Origin of the sequence: Salinicola sp. 4072, assembly GCF_036663415.1 — a bacterium.
In the GTDB taxonomy this organism is placed as follows: domain Bacteria; phylum Pseudomonadota; class Gammaproteobacteria; order Pseudomonadales; family Halomonadaceae; genus Salinicola; species Salinicola salarius_A.
Window position 1 is genome coordinate 26,485 of record NZ_JAXOVV010000003.1, and the last position, 15,685, is coordinate 42,169.

The window sequence follows — 15,685 nt, forward strand, 5'->3', positions numbered from 1 at the left end:
ACAGAACGCCACCGCACAAGGAGTGCTGCCATGCAATTCTTCGACCGTCTGCTACTCGAGAATCGGGCCTGGGCCGACGACATGAAGGCCTCCGACCCCGACCTGTTCGAGCGTCTGCACCAGGGGCAGTCGCCCGCCGCGCTGTGGATCGGCTGCTGCGACAGTCGGGTGCCGGCGGAGCAGATCTGCAATGCGCGACCTGGAGAGCTCTTCATCCATCGCAATATCGCCAACCTGGTGCATGAAGACGATGCCAACGTGTCGAGCGTGCTCGAGTACGCGATCAACGCGCTGAAGGTGGACCACATCATCGTCTGCGGGCACCGCGGCTGTGGCGGCATCCAGGCGGCGGTGAGCGGCGACGACGCCCTTCGGACGTTGCCCCATGTCGACAGGCATCTGGGACAGGTCAAGCAACTGGTCGCCGAGCGGGACGCCGAACTCGCGCAGTTCTCGCAACTCGGCGACAAGGTCGACCATCTGGTCGAGCTCAATGTGATCGCGCAGATCGAACGGCTTGCCGGCCTGAAACTGATCACCGGGAGCTGGCAGGCGCGGCGGGCGCCAAGCCTGCATGGCTGGGTCTACGATCTGGCGAGCGGACACCTGGAGGAAGTCTATCGTCGCGAGGCCGAGGGCGCGGAGGACGGGTTCGACGAGCCGGACTGGCAGCGTGTGGCGGCCGGTTAGAAGCTGATCTTCGAGAGCAACCAAAAGCAATAGGCCACGCCATTTCCACGCTGTGACTCAAGGATCCGAGGACACGACAATGACGGCATCGAGACAGACGACATCGACCCAGAAGACATCGAGACAGACGACGCCTGCGGCGTCGGCCGCTCACGACGGCTCCGATACCTTCCGTGACACCAGTCCCGACAGCCCCGATACCTTCTCGCTTCGACATCTCTCCCGCGATATCCCGGCGGGCATCGTGGTCTTCCTGGTGGCGATCCCGCTCTGTCTGGGGATCGCGCTGGCCTCCGGCGCGCCGCCCATTGCGGGACTCGTCGCCGGCATGGTGGGCGGCCTGGTGGTAACGATGTTCAGCGGCTCGGCGCTCAGTGTCAGCGGCCCGGCGGCGGGGCTGACCGTGATCGTGCTGGACGCGATCGAGCAACTGGGCAGCTTCGCTGCGTTCCTGATCGCGGTGATACTCGCCGGCGTGCTGCAGCTGCTGATGGGTGTGTTCAAGCTGGGGCGGATCGGTGCCTTCGTGCCGACTTCGGTGATCAAGGGCATGCTGGCGGGGATCGGCCTGATTCTGGTGCTGGGGCAGTTCCCGATGGCGCTGGGGCATCCGCTGGACGAGATGCCGTCGCTCGCCGACCCGGTTGCGCTGTTCAGTGGCATCTCGCCGCTGGCGACCGGGATTGCGCTGTTCAGTCTGGGCCTGCTGATACTCTGGGAGCAGCCGATGATCAAACGCCATCGCGTGCTGGCTCTGATCCCGGGGCCACTGCTGGTGGTGCTCGGCAGCGTCGCGATCGATCGCCTGGTCGGCGGTGCGATGCCTGGCTGGGCGCTGAGTGCCGGGCACCATATCGACCTGGGCGGGCTATCCGGGCCGACGGAACTGATCGGGCAGATGACTCACCCCGACCTTGGCGCTCTGGCCAACCCGGCGGTCTATACGGTCGCGATTACCATCGCCATCATTGCCAGTCTCGAGACCCTGCTGAGCCTGGAGGCCATCGACAAGCTCGACCCTCTCAAGCGCCATTCGCCGCCGCATCGCGAGCTGAAGGCGCAGGGCATCGGCAATATGGTCTGCGGGCTGGTGGGGGCGCTGCCGGTGACGGCGGTGATCGTGCGCAGCTCCGCCAATGCCAACGCGGGTGGCCGCACCCGGCTGTCGAGCCTGATCCACGGTAGCCTGCTGCTGGTCAGCGTGGCGTTCCTCGCCATGTGGCTGGAGCTGATTCCGCTGGCGACGCTGGCGGCGATCCTGCTGCATACCGGCTACAAGCTGGCCAGGCCGGCGCTGTTCCTCGATCAGTATCGCGAAGGCATGCGCCGTTTCATCCCGTTCACCGTCACGGTGATCACGATTCTGGCTACCGATCTGCTGATGGGCGTGCTGGTGGGGCTGGTGTGCAGTCTCTACTTCCTGCTGCAGTCGGGTTACCGCTCGGCAATTGCCTGCACCCGGCGCGGCGATCACGTGCTGCTCAAGTTCCAGCAGGATGTCTCGTTTCTCAACCGCGAAGAGATGCGTCAGTGTCTCGATACCGTGCCGGACAACGGCGAGCTGATCATCGATGCCATCGGTGCCAACTACATCGATCCGGATATTCGCGAAGACATCGACCGGTTCGTCGAGCACGCCGCGGCCAGGGGAATCGTGGTCGAACTGCGCGATGTCGAAGGAACGACCGGCACGTTCGGCGATATCGAGGCGCTACCGGGAGTCGCTCGCGCCGGTTGATGGAGACCCGATGACAATCCATGGCGGTCGCCATGCCCATCGAACCGTGGCAACCAGCATATTCGATCGGCATGGCGCCGTATCACGAGCGGGATTCCGAGAAACGGGTGTCACAGCCGTCGGCGTCCAGTTGCGTGACTTCCCGGGGTGCGCCCTGATCATCGAGCAGGACCTGGCCGATACCGGCCCGGTTCCAAAGTCGCTCGCCTTTCGAGGCCCGTTCGGGATAGTAGGGAACCACCGCCATGCGACGCCGCTTGGTGAGCCAGTTGAGTGGTGACCAGGGCGCGTAGAGCCAGCGGTTGAGACGATCGAACCAGTCGAGCAGGGTGTCGGGGAAGTTGTTTTTGAGGCCGCTGCTGGTGATCTGCCACATGCGGGGACCAGCCACCTGCGTAAGCGAATCGCTGTGTTGCGCGGTGCCGGTGCGCCGGTCCGATCGATTTTCGCCTAACCCCAAGTTATGTCTCCAATTCTGCGCTCCGCGCGCCTTGCCCTTCCTCTCACTCGGTTGGCCGGTCAAGGTTTCAAATGATCGCTGACGAAGGGTGATCGCGTAGACGAAGGAGTAGTGCACGTCGCCGGATAGAATCACGTAGCGCTGGGGCGTGCGGCTGTGGCGCAGGATGTTGAGCATGGTGTGGGCCGCGCCGGGATGCGCCATCCAGTTCTCCGCGTCGACCAGCAACGGCTTGCCGAACCAGGTGAAGACGCGCTGGATGCCTTCGATCAGCTTGACCCCGAAGATCGGCGCCGGAGAGACGATGATCACCGAAGGTTCCTCGAGCAGCTCCTGCTGGAATTCGCTCAACGCCTCCCAGTCCATCAGGCCCGAGGGGTGATGCCGGCGACGCTCGCTGCGCCAGCGTCGGGTGCGCGTGTCCAGTACCACCAGGCGCGGCGTCGAGTCGAGGGTGTAGCCCCAGCCGGTGAAGCGCAGCAGGTGGGTCACGAGCCGGTTGTGCGTCTCGCAATCGAGCCGGCCGTCATGGGCGGCCGAATCGAGCCATTCGCGGCTGGCGGTCAGCGGCTCGGCCAGGTCGTCGGGATCGTTGCCCCATCCCTGACACAGCAGGTACGCGATCAGCGCATTACCCACGATCCGGCGCGAGAACGGATGTTCGTAGACTGCGGCCTCCCAGGCGGCGGAGAGGTTCCAGTCATCGGTGACGTCATGGTCATCGAAGATCATCAGCGTGGGAAGGTGGGCGAACAGGCGCGCCACGTTTGGCAGCCCGGCGACGAAAGCATCGATGTGGCGCTGTTCGACGCGGTAGCGATCCTGCTCCTCGGCGGCGAGTCGAGGAACTTCCACCTCGATCAGCCGCCACGGTGTCGGCGACCACACCAGCAGATACATCGCCAGCAGCTCGGCGAAGGTGATCAGGTGGTTTTCCGCGCTGGCGGTGGTGAAGATCGGCTTGCGCACACCGCCGAAGAACTTCTCGCGCAGAGCTTCGGTGGAGCGGATCGCCGGCAGCAGCTCGTCGCGGTGATAGTAGGTCTCGTCGCGAGCGTAGAGCTCGCTGCCGCTGGCGATCTCCGTCCCCTCCAGGCACTCGTCATAGAGTCCGAGTCGGGCAATCAGCGCATGAATGGCGGCGAGCATCGGGCCGGCCACGTCGTCGGCATAGATTTGATCGCCGGTCATCAGTAGCGCTGCCGGCCGCGCGGCGCTGTCGGCGTGGCGCTCGCTCAGCCAGCGATCGGCGCGCACCAGGCCATCGGGGCTGGCGTGATGCGGCTTGCGGCAGGAGCCGTGGAGCAGATTGTCGTAGCGCGAACGCAGCACCAGCGTAGGCAGTGGCTCACCGTCGTAGCAAAGGGCCTCGCCCCAATCCCGCATCGAGCACCAGCCGGTGCCTTTCCCTTCCTCATTCACTCCCCCTGCGGCATTCACACGATAGGCGAGGTCGTAGGCGATGCGGACATCCCGGGGCAGGGCATCGCCGAGCGGCAGGTCGATCAGGTGAAGGTGAGCGTGATGACCGACCGCCAGGCGAGTCGTCGCCGACTCGAGATCGTGGTGCTGCGAGAGGTCATCGGCAGATAGCGTCAACTGGAGTTCGATCGGGCGCGAAGCGATCAGCCACATCACCAGTCGCTGCGGCATGGCGCGACGGAGCATTGGCCCGGCCAGGATGTCGGGAAGATCGTCTGACAAATGTCGTTCCTGATACGTCGGTGAACTACGCTCTGTCGGAAAAATGGCTGCGCTTGGCGGCTTTCAGCCAGATTTCAGGCAGAGCTCAAGCATACTTCAGTCGCGACGTTCAGCCCACGCTCTGCCGTGGACAATCCGTCTCGCCGGCATCCACCGGCATTCAACGTCGGCGCTTGAGCGTCCTGTCGATCACGTCCAGCCCGGGCACGTACTGGCCGCGAGCTGCCTGCATGGCGCGCGCCAGGGCCTGTTCGGCAACCCGGTCGTGATCCTGGGGGAGCGAGTTGACCTTGCACGGCAGGAAATCGAGCAGCCGATCGTCACCGAATGTCGCCAGATGCAACTCGGCGGGCGGCGCACCGTGTTCGAGCAGGACGTCGAGCAGCCCGTCCATTAGCGTGTAGGAGGCGGTGACGATGGCATCCGGCAAACCGCCCTCGTCCAGCAGGCGGCGCATCAGCGCTGCGCCGCTGTCACGATCGTAGCGTTCACCGCTGAAGCAGCGCGGGCGACACCGGGGCCTGTCGACCAGGGCGTCCAGAAAGCCGCGCCGTCGTTCGGTGCTGATCGACAGATTCGGCACCGCGTCCAGCCACACCACGTCCGACACGTCGTCGGCCAGCACCGAACGGGTCAGCATTTCCCCGGCAGCGCGACCGTTGGTGACGATGTTGACGAATCGCTCGGGGTCCAGCGGGCGGTCGATGGCGATCACCGGCAATCCCTGGGCCGACAGTTCGATATAGAAAGCGTCCTCGGGGCTCAGGCTGCTGGCGACCAGCAGCACGTCGCAACGCTGGGCGCGCAGCGACTTCGCGACTTCACGCTCGCTTTGCGGATCGTCGTCGGAACCGGCGATCAGCAGTTGATAGCCCTGCTGGCGCGCGCCGTGTTCGAGCCGCTTGGCCAGGCGTGCGTAGCTGCCGTTTTCCAGGTCCGGCACGATCAGGCCCAGCGTCCGGCTGTCGCCGCCGCGCAGGGCCGCCGCCTGGGCATCGATCCGGTAATCGTGGGCATTGGCGATGGCCAGCACGCGGGCTACCGTGGCCTCGCTGATGCGACGCGTCCTGGCCTGGCCATTGAGCACATAGCTGGCGGTGGTGCGAGAAACGCCGGCCAGTCGGGCGATATCGGCAAGCTTCATGCAAGGCTCCTGCAACGTTCATGATCGACGATGACGCGTCCGCACGGTTGGGAACGATACCGCGTCGGGCCGCCCCGGCCCAGCCTGATTTTACGCTCGCCGCTATCCGGCCCGCTCCGTCGCAGAGAACTGTGGCGAAGATCTGAGGCGAAGGTCTAGCTTGTCAAACGGCCGACGAACGGAGAGCATGTCGACACGACAGGTGACACGATTCAGCAAAAAGTTGGAACATCCGATGTCCTGGTGGTATCGGAAGCGCCGCTGCCCCATGCTACGGACATCGAACGACCATTCGGAGAGATCGTTATGCTGACCCTCCAGCCGCAGGACGCGGCGCTCAATTGCCAGGCCGACAGCTGGCAGGATGCACTGGATCAGGCCGCCGCGTCGCTGCACCGGGCCGGCCTGGTCGAGGCGAGCTATCGCGACGCGCTGCACGCCCGCGAGGCGCAGGGTTCGACCTTTCTCGGCAGCGGTATCGCCATTCCCCACGGCACCCCGGAGAGCCGCGAACAGATTCACCGAACCGGTGTGCGGCTGCTGCAGTTTCCCCAAGGCGTGACGTGGCACGACGGGAATCAAGTATTCCTGCTGGTGACGATCGCCGCCGCCAGCGACGAACATCTCGACGTTTTGCGGCGATTGACGCACGTGCTCGACGACGAGAGCGTGGCCGAACGCCTGGCCAACGCCGACACGGCCGAGGCGATGGTGGCGCTGCTGGCCAAGCCTCAACGCAAGGCACGCCTGGATGCCGGTACGCTCTGCCTGGGTTTTCCGGCGCGTGACCGTTTCGAGCTGGCGCTGGCGGCGGCCGCGCGGCTGCGCCAGGCCGAGTGCGTCGATGCGCGCTTCGTCGCCGCGATCACCGAGCAGGAACCGATCTCGCTGGGCCAGGGGCTGTGGCTGGTGAGTGCTGCCGCCGGCGTCAGTCAGCCGGCGCTGGCGCTGGCGACGCCGGAACGCTCGTTCACTGGCCCGAAAGGCGTGGTCAATGGCGTGTTCTGCGTGGCGGCGCAAGACGACGTTCATCGGGAGCTGCTGGAACGGCTGGCGGATCTGCTGGATAGCGGCGAAGGCGAAGCGCTGGTCGACGCCGATGCCGACCACGTTCTGGCGCGTCTGTCCGGCGAGTCTAGCCACGCCGAGACCGCTCGCGTGACGCTGCTCAACGCCCACGGACTGCACGCCCGCCCGGCCAAGCTGCTGGTCCAGGCAGCCCGCGAGCAGTCCGTGCCGGTTCGCGTGCGGCTGTTGGAAGGCGCGGCGGAGACGGTTTCCGCCGCCAGCCTGACCAAGGTGATCGGGCTCGGTGCCCGGCGCGGCCAGACGCTGATCTTCTCTGCCGAAGGCGGGGGCGAGGGTGGGAGCGCCGAGGCGGCGTTGGCGGCGATGGTCGCCGCCGTCCAGGGCGGGCTCGGCGAGTCCGTGAGGCCGCTGGCGGATGCCGCCAGCACCAGCCACGTCTCGCGGCGCGATGCGGTGGCCGAGGCAACGGGAGAAATTCCCGGCACGGCGGTACCGGAGCCCATCACCGACGATACCGCGTTGCCGGCTACCGCCGCCTCGCCGGGACTGGCGATCGCGCCGGTCTTCGTGATGCGCGCACCCAGCTTCGATTATCCCGAACGGGCCCGCGATCTGACGCCGGAAAAACAAGGCGACGCCGAACGGCAGCGCGAGCGACTGCGCGCCAGCCTGGTCGAAGCGCGCGAGCAGCTGCACGCGCTGATCGGCACCGCCAAGGGCGGCGACGTGGCCGAGATTCTCTCCATGCATGCCGAGATGCTCGACGACCCGGAATTGCACGAGGCCGCCTTCGAGGGCATGCGCGACGGTATGAGTGCCGAAGCGGCGTGGTGGCAGGCGATCGATACCGCCGCCCGCGCCCAGGAGGTGCTGGCGGATCGGCTGCTGGCCGAGCGCGCCGCCGATCTGCGCGACGTGGGTCGCCGGGTGCTGGGCGTGCTGTGCGGGGTCAAGATGCCGACACCGCCGCAGCGCCCGTACATTCTGGTCACCGACGATATCGGCCCTTCCGACGTGGCGCGCCTCGATACCGCCCAGGTGCGCGGATTGCTGACTGCCCGCGGCGGCGCGACCTCGCACAGCGCGATTCTGGCGCGGGCGCTGGGCATTCCTGCCGTGGTCGGTGCCGGTGAGCGAGCGCTGACACTCGCCAACGACGACGAGCTGATCCTCGACGGTGACCTCGGCCGGGTGATCGTGCGGCCCAGCGCGGAGCGCCGCGACCGTGCCGAACTACGCCTCAAGGAGCTGGAGCGGCTGCGTCGCGAAGCGCACGGCCTGCGCTTCGAAGAGGGCCGCACGGCGGATGGCCGGCGTATCGAAGTCGCTGCCAACTTGGGTAACACCGCCCATGCCGAGGATGCCGTCGAACACGGTGCCGAAGGCGTCGGATTGCTGCGCACCGAATTCCTGTTCATGGCGCACCCGGAGGCGCCGGATCTGGAGACCCAGATCGGCGAGTACCGGCGTGCCTTCGACGCTCTCGACGGCCGCCCGCTGGTGGCGCGTACGCTGGACGTTGGCGGCGACAAGCCGCTGCCTTACTGGCCGGTAGCGGCGGAGGACAACCCGTTCCTCGGCCTGCGCGGCATCCGGCTGGCGCTGACCCGCCCGGACGTGCTGGAAACTCAGCTGCGGGCGCTTCTGACCGCCGCCGGCGATCGGCCGCTGCGGATCATGTTTCCGATGGTCAAGGACGTCGACGAGTACCGTCAGGCCAGGGCGATCGTCGACCGGCTGCAACAGGAGATCGGCGCGTCCGACGTCCAGGTTGGCGTGATGATCGAGATTCCCTCAGCGGCGCTGCTGGCACCGAGCCTGGCGGCGGAGGTCGACTTCTTCTCCATCGGCACCAACGACCTGACCCAGTACACCCTGGCGATCGACCGCGGCCACCCTGAGCTGTCGTCCCAGGCGGATGGCTTGCATCCGGCAGTGCTGCGGCTGATCCGGATGACCGTGGAGGCGGCTCACGCCGAGGGCAAGTGGGTCGGCGTCTGCGGCGAGCTGGGCTCGGACGCTGCCGCCGTGCCGGTGCTGGTCGGGCTGGGCGTCGACGAGCTCTCGGTCTCCGTGCGCCAGGTGCCGATGGTCAAGGCACGCCTGCGCGGGATCACCGAGGAGAGCGCTCGCCTGCACGCCGAGACGGCGCTGGCCCAGGCTACCAGCCAGGCCGTGCGCGATGCGCTGGAGGCGCTCTAATGGCGCACGTGCTGGTGGTGACGCTCAATCCGGCGCTGGATCTGTCGATCCAGCTGCCGCGGCTCGAGCCGGGGGCGGTCAATCGCACGCGTTCGTCGCATCTGGCGGCGGCCGGCAAGGGGCTCAACGTGGCCCAGGTGCTGGCGTCGCTGGGTCACCGGGTCACCCTGTCCGGCTTTCTGGGCGCGGACAACGACACCGCGTTCGTCCAGGCCTGCCGGCGCGACGGGATCGAGGACGCCAGTCTGCGCCTGCCCGGCGAGACCCGGATCAACGCCAAGCTGGCCGAGGACGACGGTCGCGTGACCGACATCAACGGCCCGGGCATCGAGGTCTCCGAGGCGGCACTGGCCGAACTGACGGCCGATCTGGTCACGCGCTGCAAGGCGACGTCGCCGGCTGCGGTCGTGGTGACCGGCAGCCTGCCGCCGGGCGTGTCGCCTGAGGCGCTGGCGACGCTGATCCGGGCGCTCAAGGCCAGCGGCGTGCCGGTCTGGATCGACACCAGCGGCCCGGCCCTGACCGCGGCGCTGGCGGTACTGCCCGACGCGGCCAAGCCCAACGAACAGGAGCTGGCCGACTGGGCCGGCGGCCCGCTGGCCGATCCGGCGGCCCAGCTCGATGCGGTCCGGCGTCTGCACGCTTCCGGTGTCGAGGAGGCGATCCTGTCGCTGGGTGGTGAGGGCGTGCTGTGGATCGGCCGGCGCGGAGAGTGGCGCGCCACGCCGCCCCGGGTCGAGGTCCGCAATACGGTGGGCGCGGGCGATACGTTGCTGGCCGCTTTGCTGCATGGCGTGATCGCGGATCAATCACCGCAGGAGGCGCTGCGCCAGGCGACGGCACTGGCCGCCGAGGCGGTGCGCCATATCGGTGTCGGCAATCCGCACGCCGAAGACTTCCAGGAATTACTGCAACAGACGAGCGTCAGCCGCTGCGGCGAAGCGCGCGTCGGAGGGAATGCATGAACGGGGAACGCATGAATGTCATTCTGATTACCGCCTGCCCCAGCGGCATGGCGACGACCTTTCTGGCTGCAAGACGCCTGGAGCAGGCCGCCAAGCGTCGCGGCTGGGAGGCCCGGACGGAAATGCATGGCGAGCTCGAAGCTGTCACGCCGGTGTCGGAAGCGGCGATCGCCGCGGCGGATCTGATCGTCGTCGCAGCGGAGCGGGTGCCCGAAGCCGCTCGCTTCGCTGGCAAGCGGCTCTATCGCGCGCCGATCCAGCAGGCGCTGCCCGACCCCGAGGCGTTTCTCGAACGCGCCGCCCGCGAGGCGACGGTGTTCGATGCTGCCAGTGAGCCCGCGGAACCAGCGAAGACAGTGTCGCCCGAGTCTTCCGGAATCAAGCGCATCGTCGCGGTCACGGCCTGCCCGACCGGCGTGGCTCACACCTTCATGGCGGCCGAAGCGCTGGAGCAGGCCGGGCGGGCGCTGGGTCATCGAATTCACGTCGAGACACAAGGGTCGGTGGGAGCGCAGAACCGGATCACCGACGAAGACGTCGAAGCCGCGGACGTCGTGCTGCTGGCCTGCGATATCGAGATCGACAACGCCCGCTTCGCCGGCAAGCGGGTCTATCGCACGTCCACCGGTAGTGCGCTCAAGCAGCCGCAGCAGACGATCCAGAAGGCGCTCGACGAGGCGCAGGTGGAATCGGCCGGCAGCGGGAAGGGCGCCAGCGGCGAGCGCAAGAGCGGCGGATCCCCGAAGAGCGCCAAGGAGCGCGGATTTTACAAGCACCTGCTGACCGGCGTTTCGTTCATGCTGCCGATGGTAGTGGCGGGCGGTTTGTGCATCGCGCTCTCGTTCGTGTTCGGAATCAAGGCCTACGAGCAGGAAGGGACGCTGGCGGCGGCGCTGATGCAGATCGGCGGCGGCACCGCCTTTGCGCTGATGGTGCCGGTGCTGGCCGGTTACATCGCCTATTCGATTGCCGACCGTCCGGGCATTGCGCCCGGCATGATCGGCGGGATGCTGGCTTCGACGCTGGGCGCCGGCTTCATCGGCGGGATTCTGGCCGGCTTCCTGGCCGGCTACTCGGCCAAGGCGGTGACGCGCTACGTCAAGCTGCCGGCCAGCGTGGAGTCGCTGAAGCCGATCCTGATCATTCCGCTGCTGGCGAGCCTGGTCACCGGCCTGATCATGATCTACGTGGTCGGCACGCCGGTGGCGGCGGTTCTGTCGGCATTGACCGCCTTCCTCAACGACATGGGCTCGACCAACGCGGTTCTGCTGGGCGTGCTGCTCGGCGCGATGATGTGCTTCGACCTGGGCGGGCCGGTCAACAAGGCAGCTTATACCTTCGGCGTCGGGCTGCTGTCGACCGAGACCTACATGCCGATGGCTGCGATCATGGCCGCGGGCATGGTGCCGGCCATCGGGATGGGCCTGGCGACGTTCCTGAGGCGCAGCCGGTTCGCCCAGGCCGAGCGCGAGGCGGGCAAGGCGTCGTTCGTGCTGGGGCTCTGTTTCATCAGCGAGGGGGCGATACCCTTTGCCGCCAAGGATCCGCTGCGCGTGATTCCGGTATCGATGGTCGGCGGCGCGGTGACCGGGGCGCTCTCGATGTGGTTCGGCGTCAAGCTGATGGCACCGCACGGCGGCCTGTTCGTGCTGCTGATCCCGAACGCCGTCAACCTGGCGCTGCTCTATCTGCTGGCCATCGCTGCCGGCTCGGTGATCACCGGTGTCGGCTACGCCCTGCTCAAGCGTGGCGAGGCTGGCATGGCACCGGCCGCCGCAACCCTGCCCGAGTCCGCGTCGGCCGAGGCGAGCCGCCAGGTGTCATTTTCAGAAGACGACTGCACCAGGTGGCGGGGCGTAACGCCAGGTGTGAAGGCGGCTCCTGACAGCCCGGTATCAGCAGTCACCTTCACCAACCTCGACTATGCTCAGTACTCCTATGCACCACAGGCGAGTCGGGGGCATGGCGTCAGACTCAACACCGATTGCCGAGCAAGGCGTGGCCACCCTGCCCGATAAAGCCTGGGCCCAGGCCCGGCAGCGAACGGACATCATCGGACCACTGGCAGCGCTTGAGGTGGTGGGGCATGAGGCCGTCGACGCCGCCGCTCAAGCGCTGGGCCTGTCCCGGCGACAGGTATATGTCCTGATCCACCGTGCCCGGCAAGGCACTGGCCTTGTGACGGACCTGGCTCCCGGCCAATCCGGCGGCGGGAAAGGCAAGGGGCGTCTGCCGGAGTCGGTCGAACGCATCATCCGTGAGCTGCTGCAAAAGCGCTTTCTGACCAAGCAGAAGCGCAGTCTGGCGGCGTTTCACCGCGAGGTCGCTCAGGCGTGCAAAGCGCGCCCGTTGCGGGTGCTGGCGGCGTACCTCCCGCTGCTATTACGCCGCTGGAACAAGTGCAGATCGACCACACGGTCATCGTCCTGGTCGTCATGGACGAGCGCGACCGGCTACCCACGAGACCTTCGACCGGACCATCGCCGAGCATCTTGCCCGGGGCTGAACCTCTGGCCCTGACACACGAAAGGCCCCGCACGGGTGACCGGGCGGGGCCTAATCGGCAAGGGCGAGAGGAGCGCTATCATCCGGCCAGCCGTGCAGCGATGCCGGCGACGTGCTCGCCCTGAAAACGGGCGAGGTTCAGCTCGGTCTCGCTGGGTTGACGTGAGCCGTCACCACCGGCGATGGTCGCGGCGCCATACGGCGAGCCGCCCTTGACCTCGGAGATATCGAACTGGGCCTCGAGACCATAGCCGATGGGCACGATCACCATGCCGTGATGGGCCAGGGTCGTCCAAGCGGTGAGAATCGTGGTCTCGTTGCCGCCGCCGGTGCCGGTGGAGGTGAAGACACTGGCCACCTTGCCGCGCAGGCTGCCGCTCGCCCACAGACTGCCGGTCTGGTCGAGGAAGGTGCGCATCTGGCCGGCCATGTTGCCGAAACGGGTCGGCGTGCCAAAGATAACGGCGTCATAGTCGGCCAGTTCCTCGGGACGCGCCTCGGGGGTGTCGAGTGCCTTGCCGCCGGCCTTGGCGAAGGCCTCCGGGTCCATCGTCTCGGGGACCCGCTTGATCGTCACTTCGACACCGTTCACCTGGCGTGCGCCGTCCGCGATGCTGTTCGCCATGGTCTCGATATGGCCATACATGGAGTAGTAGAGCACCAGTACCTGGGTCATGGGGTGTACCTCCTTGGGAGTGTTGCGAGTTGTCGATCTTTCGAACAAACGGGAGTATCCGGAAGTAAGTGGTTGATACCTGTCCATCACAGGAATGAGCCTAGTCGCTTGCTCACCGGATTACCTGGTTGATGGAGGGTGGTCAGTTATCGCCTAGCAACATCTAGCCTGGCCAGCGCCTGTTCAGGCAGCGACAAGCTCACGGAATCCAGTACTTCATCCAGCTGACCTAGGCTAGTGGCGCTGGCAATGGGCGCGGTGACCGCGGGGCGGCTCAGCAGCCAGGCCAGAGCTACTTGGGCGGGCTTGGCGCCAAGCTCATCGGATACGTTCAACAGCTCCTGCAGAAGTCGCTGACCGCGCTCATCGAAGTAGCCCTTCAGGAAATCGGCCCGGGCGTTACCTTCCAGATCTTCGAGCTTCGAATACTTACCGGTCAGAAAGCCGCTGGCCAGGGAGAAGTAGCTCACCACCCCGAGCGCATGCTCCTCGGCCACATTCGCAAGCCCGGCCTCAAAGTCGTCACGGTCATAGAGGTTATAGAGCGGCTGCGTCACTTCGTAGCGGGGCAGCCCCTGATTCCGGGAGACCGCCAGGGCCTCGCCCAGTCGCTCGGCGGAATAGTTGGAAGCGCCGATGGTTCGCACTTTGCCGGCCTCGATCAGCCGGGCGAAGGCCCCAAGGGTTTCCTCCAGTGGCACATCCTGGTCATCGATATGTGCGAAGTAGACGTCCAGGTAATCGGTACGCAGGCGCTTCAGGGAGTCCTCGACGGCGGCCTCGATGTTGGCCGCCGAGAGGCCCTTGCGCGGCTCCCACATGCCCACCTTGCTCATCAGTACGAGATCGTCGCGCCGCCCGCGCCGGGCCAGCCACTGACCCAGAACCGTTTCCGACTCACCGCCCTCGAGCCCCGGCGCCCAGGCCGAATAGACATCGGCGGTGTCGATGGCGTTGAAGCCACGCTCGACGAAGCGATCGAGCAGGGTGAAGGAGCGGTCTTCATCGGCGGTCCAGCCGAAAACGTTGCCACCGAAGACGAGCGGTGCGATCTCGACCCCGGAGCGGCCCAAGTTGCGTTTTTTCATGATCCTTTTCTCTCCCATGTCGAAAACCTGTTGAAGGCAATGCCTGGTACCTGTCACGGTCGCGCTACAGCATCCGCTTGAGCGTATCGTCACGCTGGACAAAGTGGTGAAACAGGGCGATGCCGATATGCCCGAGGACCAGCGCGGTCAACGCCCAAGCCAGCGGTGAGTGCAGGCTGCCGAGACTTGCGGCCCAAGCGATCTCTTCACTCTCCGCAAAGATCTCCAACCCGAAGGCGGTCAGTCCATAGCCGCCTCCCAGCATCACCATCACCCCGGTGATCGGCATCAGCAGCATGCCGGCGAAGAGCAGGCCATGCCCGGCCTTGACCAGCTTGGCAGTGGCCGGGTCCTGGGCCGGACGCTGATGACGCTGACGCGCCACCCACGCCAGGCGCAGCACGATCAACACCAGTAGCAGGGTGCCGATGGAGACGTGCCAGGGAACCAGGGTCTGGCCTACCCAGTGCTCCCCCTCGGCGATCCGGTCACCAAACTTGAGCAGCTGCCAGATGATCAATACCGCCATCAGCCAATGGAAGGCCTTGCTGACGCTGCCATAGCGTTCTTTGGAATCGTTGATCATCGACATCTCCGCCAGGTAGTTTCAAAAATTCAAGCAGCTCCAAGCTAGCAGGCTAGCAAACCGCCTGCTATCGCCGCGGTCCCGACGTCTCGATCAGGCAATGCTCTCGACGATGCCGCCTTCCACTCGCAGGGCGGAGCCGGTGGTGGCACTGGCCTGGGGCGAGGCCGCATAGACGCACAGGCTGGCGACCTCCTCGGGGGTGGCGAAGCGCTTGAGCAGCGTCGAGGGGCGGTTCTCCTCCAGGAACAGGGTCTCCATCTCTTCGGCCGAGACGCCGCGCTCGGCGGCCAGCTTGGCCATCATCGCCTGGGCGCCTTCGGTACGGGTCGGGCCGGGCAGGATGGTGTTGACCGTGACGCCACCGCCGGCCAGCACCTTGGCCAGACCGCGGGAGACACCCTGCAGGGCCGCCTTGCTGACGCCGTAGTGCACCATCTCGGCGGGTATGTTGAGTGCCGACTCGCTGGAGATGAACTGGATGCGCCCCCAGCCACGGGCCTGCATGCCCTGGGCATAGTGCCGCGCCAGGCGCACCCCGCTCATGACATTGATCTGGAAGATCTCTTCCCAGGCGGCGTCGTCAATCTCGAAGAAGGGGCGGCCGCCGTAGATACCCAGGTTGTTGACCAGGATATCGACCTCGGGGCGGGCCGCGATCAGCGCCTGACAGCCTTCGGCGGTGCCGGGGTCGGCCACCACGCCGCTGGCATCGTCACGGCCACTGGCCTGCTGGATATGGGCCACGGCCTTGTCCACCTTGGCCTGATCGCGACCGACCACGGTCACGCTAGCACCCGCCTGGGCCAGGCCAGTGGCGATCGCCAGCCCAATGCCCGCGGTGGAGCCGGTGACTAGGGCCTGTTTGCCAGAAAGTTCAATTCGCATCATCTACCTC

12 protein-coding genes are annotated in these 15,685 nt (G+C 66.4%); 6 read left to right on the top strand and 6 right to left on the bottom strand.

What is annotated here, in order from left to right; translation table 11 throughout:
• Nucleotides 1–30 precede the first annotated feature (30 nt).
• On the top strand, nucleotides 31–690 hold the full coding sequence (locus R3F72_RS03645) for a carbonic anhydrase (protein WP_332778945.1): 660 nt from the start codon (nucleotides 31–33) through the stop codon (nucleotides 688–690).
• Nucleotides 691–769: 79 nt separating this feature from the next.
• A complete protein-coding gene (locus tag R3F72_RS03650) occupies nucleotides 770–2,428 on the top strand; it encodes a SulP family inorganic anion transporter (RefSeq protein WP_332778946.1) in 1,659 nt (552 codons plus the stop codon).
• Between the two features lie 82 nt (nucleotides 2,429–2,510).
• Here R3F72_RS03650 and R3F72_RS03655 read toward each other — a convergent pair whose 3' ends face one another.
• Both R3F72_RS03655 and cra read right to left on the bottom strand, forming a co-directional pair.
• Nucleotides 2,511–4,556: an alkaline phosphatase family protein gene (locus tag R3F72_RS03655; RefSeq protein ID WP_332779008.1), complete on the bottom strand. Its 2,046-nt coding sequence runs from the start codon at nucleotides 4,554–4,556 to the stop codon at nucleotides 2,511–2,513.
• A 196-nt stretch (nucleotides 4,557–4,752) separates the two neighbouring features.
• Complete coding sequence (gene cra, locus R3F72_RS03660; protein ID WP_087718291.1) at nucleotides 4,753–5,736, bottom strand: catabolite repressor/activator; 984 nt, start codon at nucleotides 5,734–5,736, stop codon at nucleotides 4,753–4,755.
• Between the two features lie 306 nt (nucleotides 5,737–6,042).
• On the opposite strand from cra, the gene ptsP reads away from it, so the two are divergent.
• Genes ptsP through R3F72_RS03680 form a run of 4 tightly spaced genes read left to right on the top strand, consistent with a single transcriptional unit; the run spans nucleotide 6,043 to nucleotide 12,452 of the window.
• Nucleotides 6,043–8,967 (top strand): phosphoenolpyruvate--protein phosphotransferase, encoded by a 2,925-nt coding sequence (gene ptsP / locus R3F72_RS03665; RefSeq protein WP_087718338.1) that lies wholly within the window; start codon nucleotides 6,043–6,045, stop codon nucleotides 8,965–8,967.
• A complete protein-coding gene (gene pfkB, locus R3F72_RS03670) occupies nucleotides 8,967–9,932 on the top strand; it encodes a 1-phosphofructokinase (RefSeq protein WP_087718290.1) in 966 nt (321 codons plus the stop codon). The genes ptsP and pfkB overlap by 1 nt, the downstream gene beginning before the upstream one ends.
• An 11-nt stretch (nucleotides 9,933–9,943) precedes the next feature.
• Complete coding sequence (locus R3F72_RS03675; RefSeq protein WP_332779009.1) at nucleotides 9,944–11,950, top strand: PTS fructose-like transporter subunit IIB; 2,007 nt, start codon at nucleotides 9,944–9,946, stop codon at nucleotides 11,948–11,950.
• The gene (locus R3F72_RS03680; protein ID WP_442978326.1) at nucleotides 11,931–12,452 is read left to right on the top strand and encodes a hypothetical protein; all 522 of its coding nucleotides are present in this window, start codon (nucleotides 11,931–11,933) and stop codon (nucleotides 12,450–12,452) included. Before R3F72_RS03675 ends, R3F72_RS03680 begins: the two co-directional genes overlap by 20 nt.
• 64 nt (nucleotides 12,453–12,516) lie before the next feature.
• Here the strand turns inward: R3F72_RS03680 and wrbA are convergent, their stop codons facing one another.
• The 4 genes from wrbA to R3F72_RS03700 form a co-directional block, all read right to left on the bottom strand.
• The gene (gene wrbA, locus R3F72_RS03685; RefSeq protein ID WP_087718289.1) at nucleotides 12,517–13,113 is read right to left on the bottom strand and encodes an NAD(P)H:quinone oxidoreductase; all 597 of its coding nucleotides are present in this window, start codon (nucleotides 13,111–13,113) and stop codon (nucleotides 12,517–12,519) included.
• 146 nt (nucleotides 13,114–13,259) lie between these two features.
• Nucleotides 13,260–14,201: an aldo/keto reductase gene (locus R3F72_RS03690; protein WP_087718288.1), complete on the bottom strand. Its 942-nt coding sequence runs from the start codon at nucleotides 14,199–14,201 to the stop codon at nucleotides 13,260–13,262.
• Between the two features lie 64 nt (nucleotides 14,202–14,265).
• Entirely contained in the window at nucleotides 14,266–14,787 is a 522-nt protein-coding gene (locus R3F72_RS03695; protein WP_179208840.1) for a cytochrome b, read from the bottom strand.
• A 93-nt stretch (nucleotides 14,788–14,880) separates the two neighbouring features.
• Entirely contained in the window at nucleotides 14,881–15,675 is a 795-nt protein-coding gene (locus R3F72_RS03700; RefSeq protein ID WP_087718287.1) for an SDR family NAD(P)-dependent oxidoreductase, read from the bottom strand.
• Between the last annotated feature and the right edge of the window lie 10 nt (nucleotides 15,676–15,685).

What these genes read in the sequence shown, in the direction of transcription:
- R3F72_RS03645 (WP_332778945.1), top strand. Translation starts at nt 31, where the DNA reads ATGCAATTCTTCGACCGTCTGCTACTCGAGAATCGGGCCTGGGCCGAC.
- R3F72_RS03650 (WP_332778946.1), top strand. Translation starts at nt 770, where the DNA reads ATGACGGCATCGAGACAGACGACATCGACCCAGAAGACATCGAGACAG.
- R3F72_RS03655 (WP_332779008.1), bottom strand. Translation starts at nt 4,556, where the DNA reads ATGCTCCGTCGCGCCATGCCGCAGCGACTGGTGATGTGGCTGATCGCT.
- cra (WP_087718291.1), bottom strand. Translation starts at nt 5,736, where the DNA reads ATGAAGCTTGCCGATATCGCCCGACTGGCCGGCGTTTCTCGCACCACC.
- ptsP (WP_087718338.1), top strand. Translation starts at nt 6,043, where the DNA reads ATGCTGACCCTCCAGCCGCAGGACGCGGCGCTCAATTGCCAGGCCGAC.
- pfkB (WP_087718290.1), top strand. Translation starts at nt 8,967, where the DNA reads ATGGCGCACGTGCTGGTGGTGACGCTCAATCCGGCGCTGGATCTGTCG.
- R3F72_RS03675 (WP_332779009.1), top strand. Translation starts at nt 9,944, where the DNA reads ATGAATGTCATTCTGATTACCGCCTGCCCCAGCGGCATGGCGACGACC.
- wrbA (WP_087718289.1), bottom strand. Translation starts at nt 13,113, where the DNA reads ATGACCCAGGTACTGGTGCTCTACTACTCCATGTATGGCCATATCGAG.
- R3F72_RS03690 (WP_087718288.1), bottom strand. Translation starts at nt 14,201, where the DNA reads ATGAAAAAACGCAACTTGGGCCGCTCCGGGGTCGAGATCGCACCGCTC.
- R3F72_RS03695 (WP_179208840.1), bottom strand. Translation starts at nt 14,787, where the DNA reads ATGATCAACGATTCCAAAGAACGCTATGGCAGCGTCAGCAAGGCCTTC.
- R3F72_RS03700 (WP_087718287.1), bottom strand. Translation starts at nt 15,675, where the DNA reads ATGCGAATTGAACTTTCTGGCAAACAGGCCCTAGTCACCGGCTCCACC.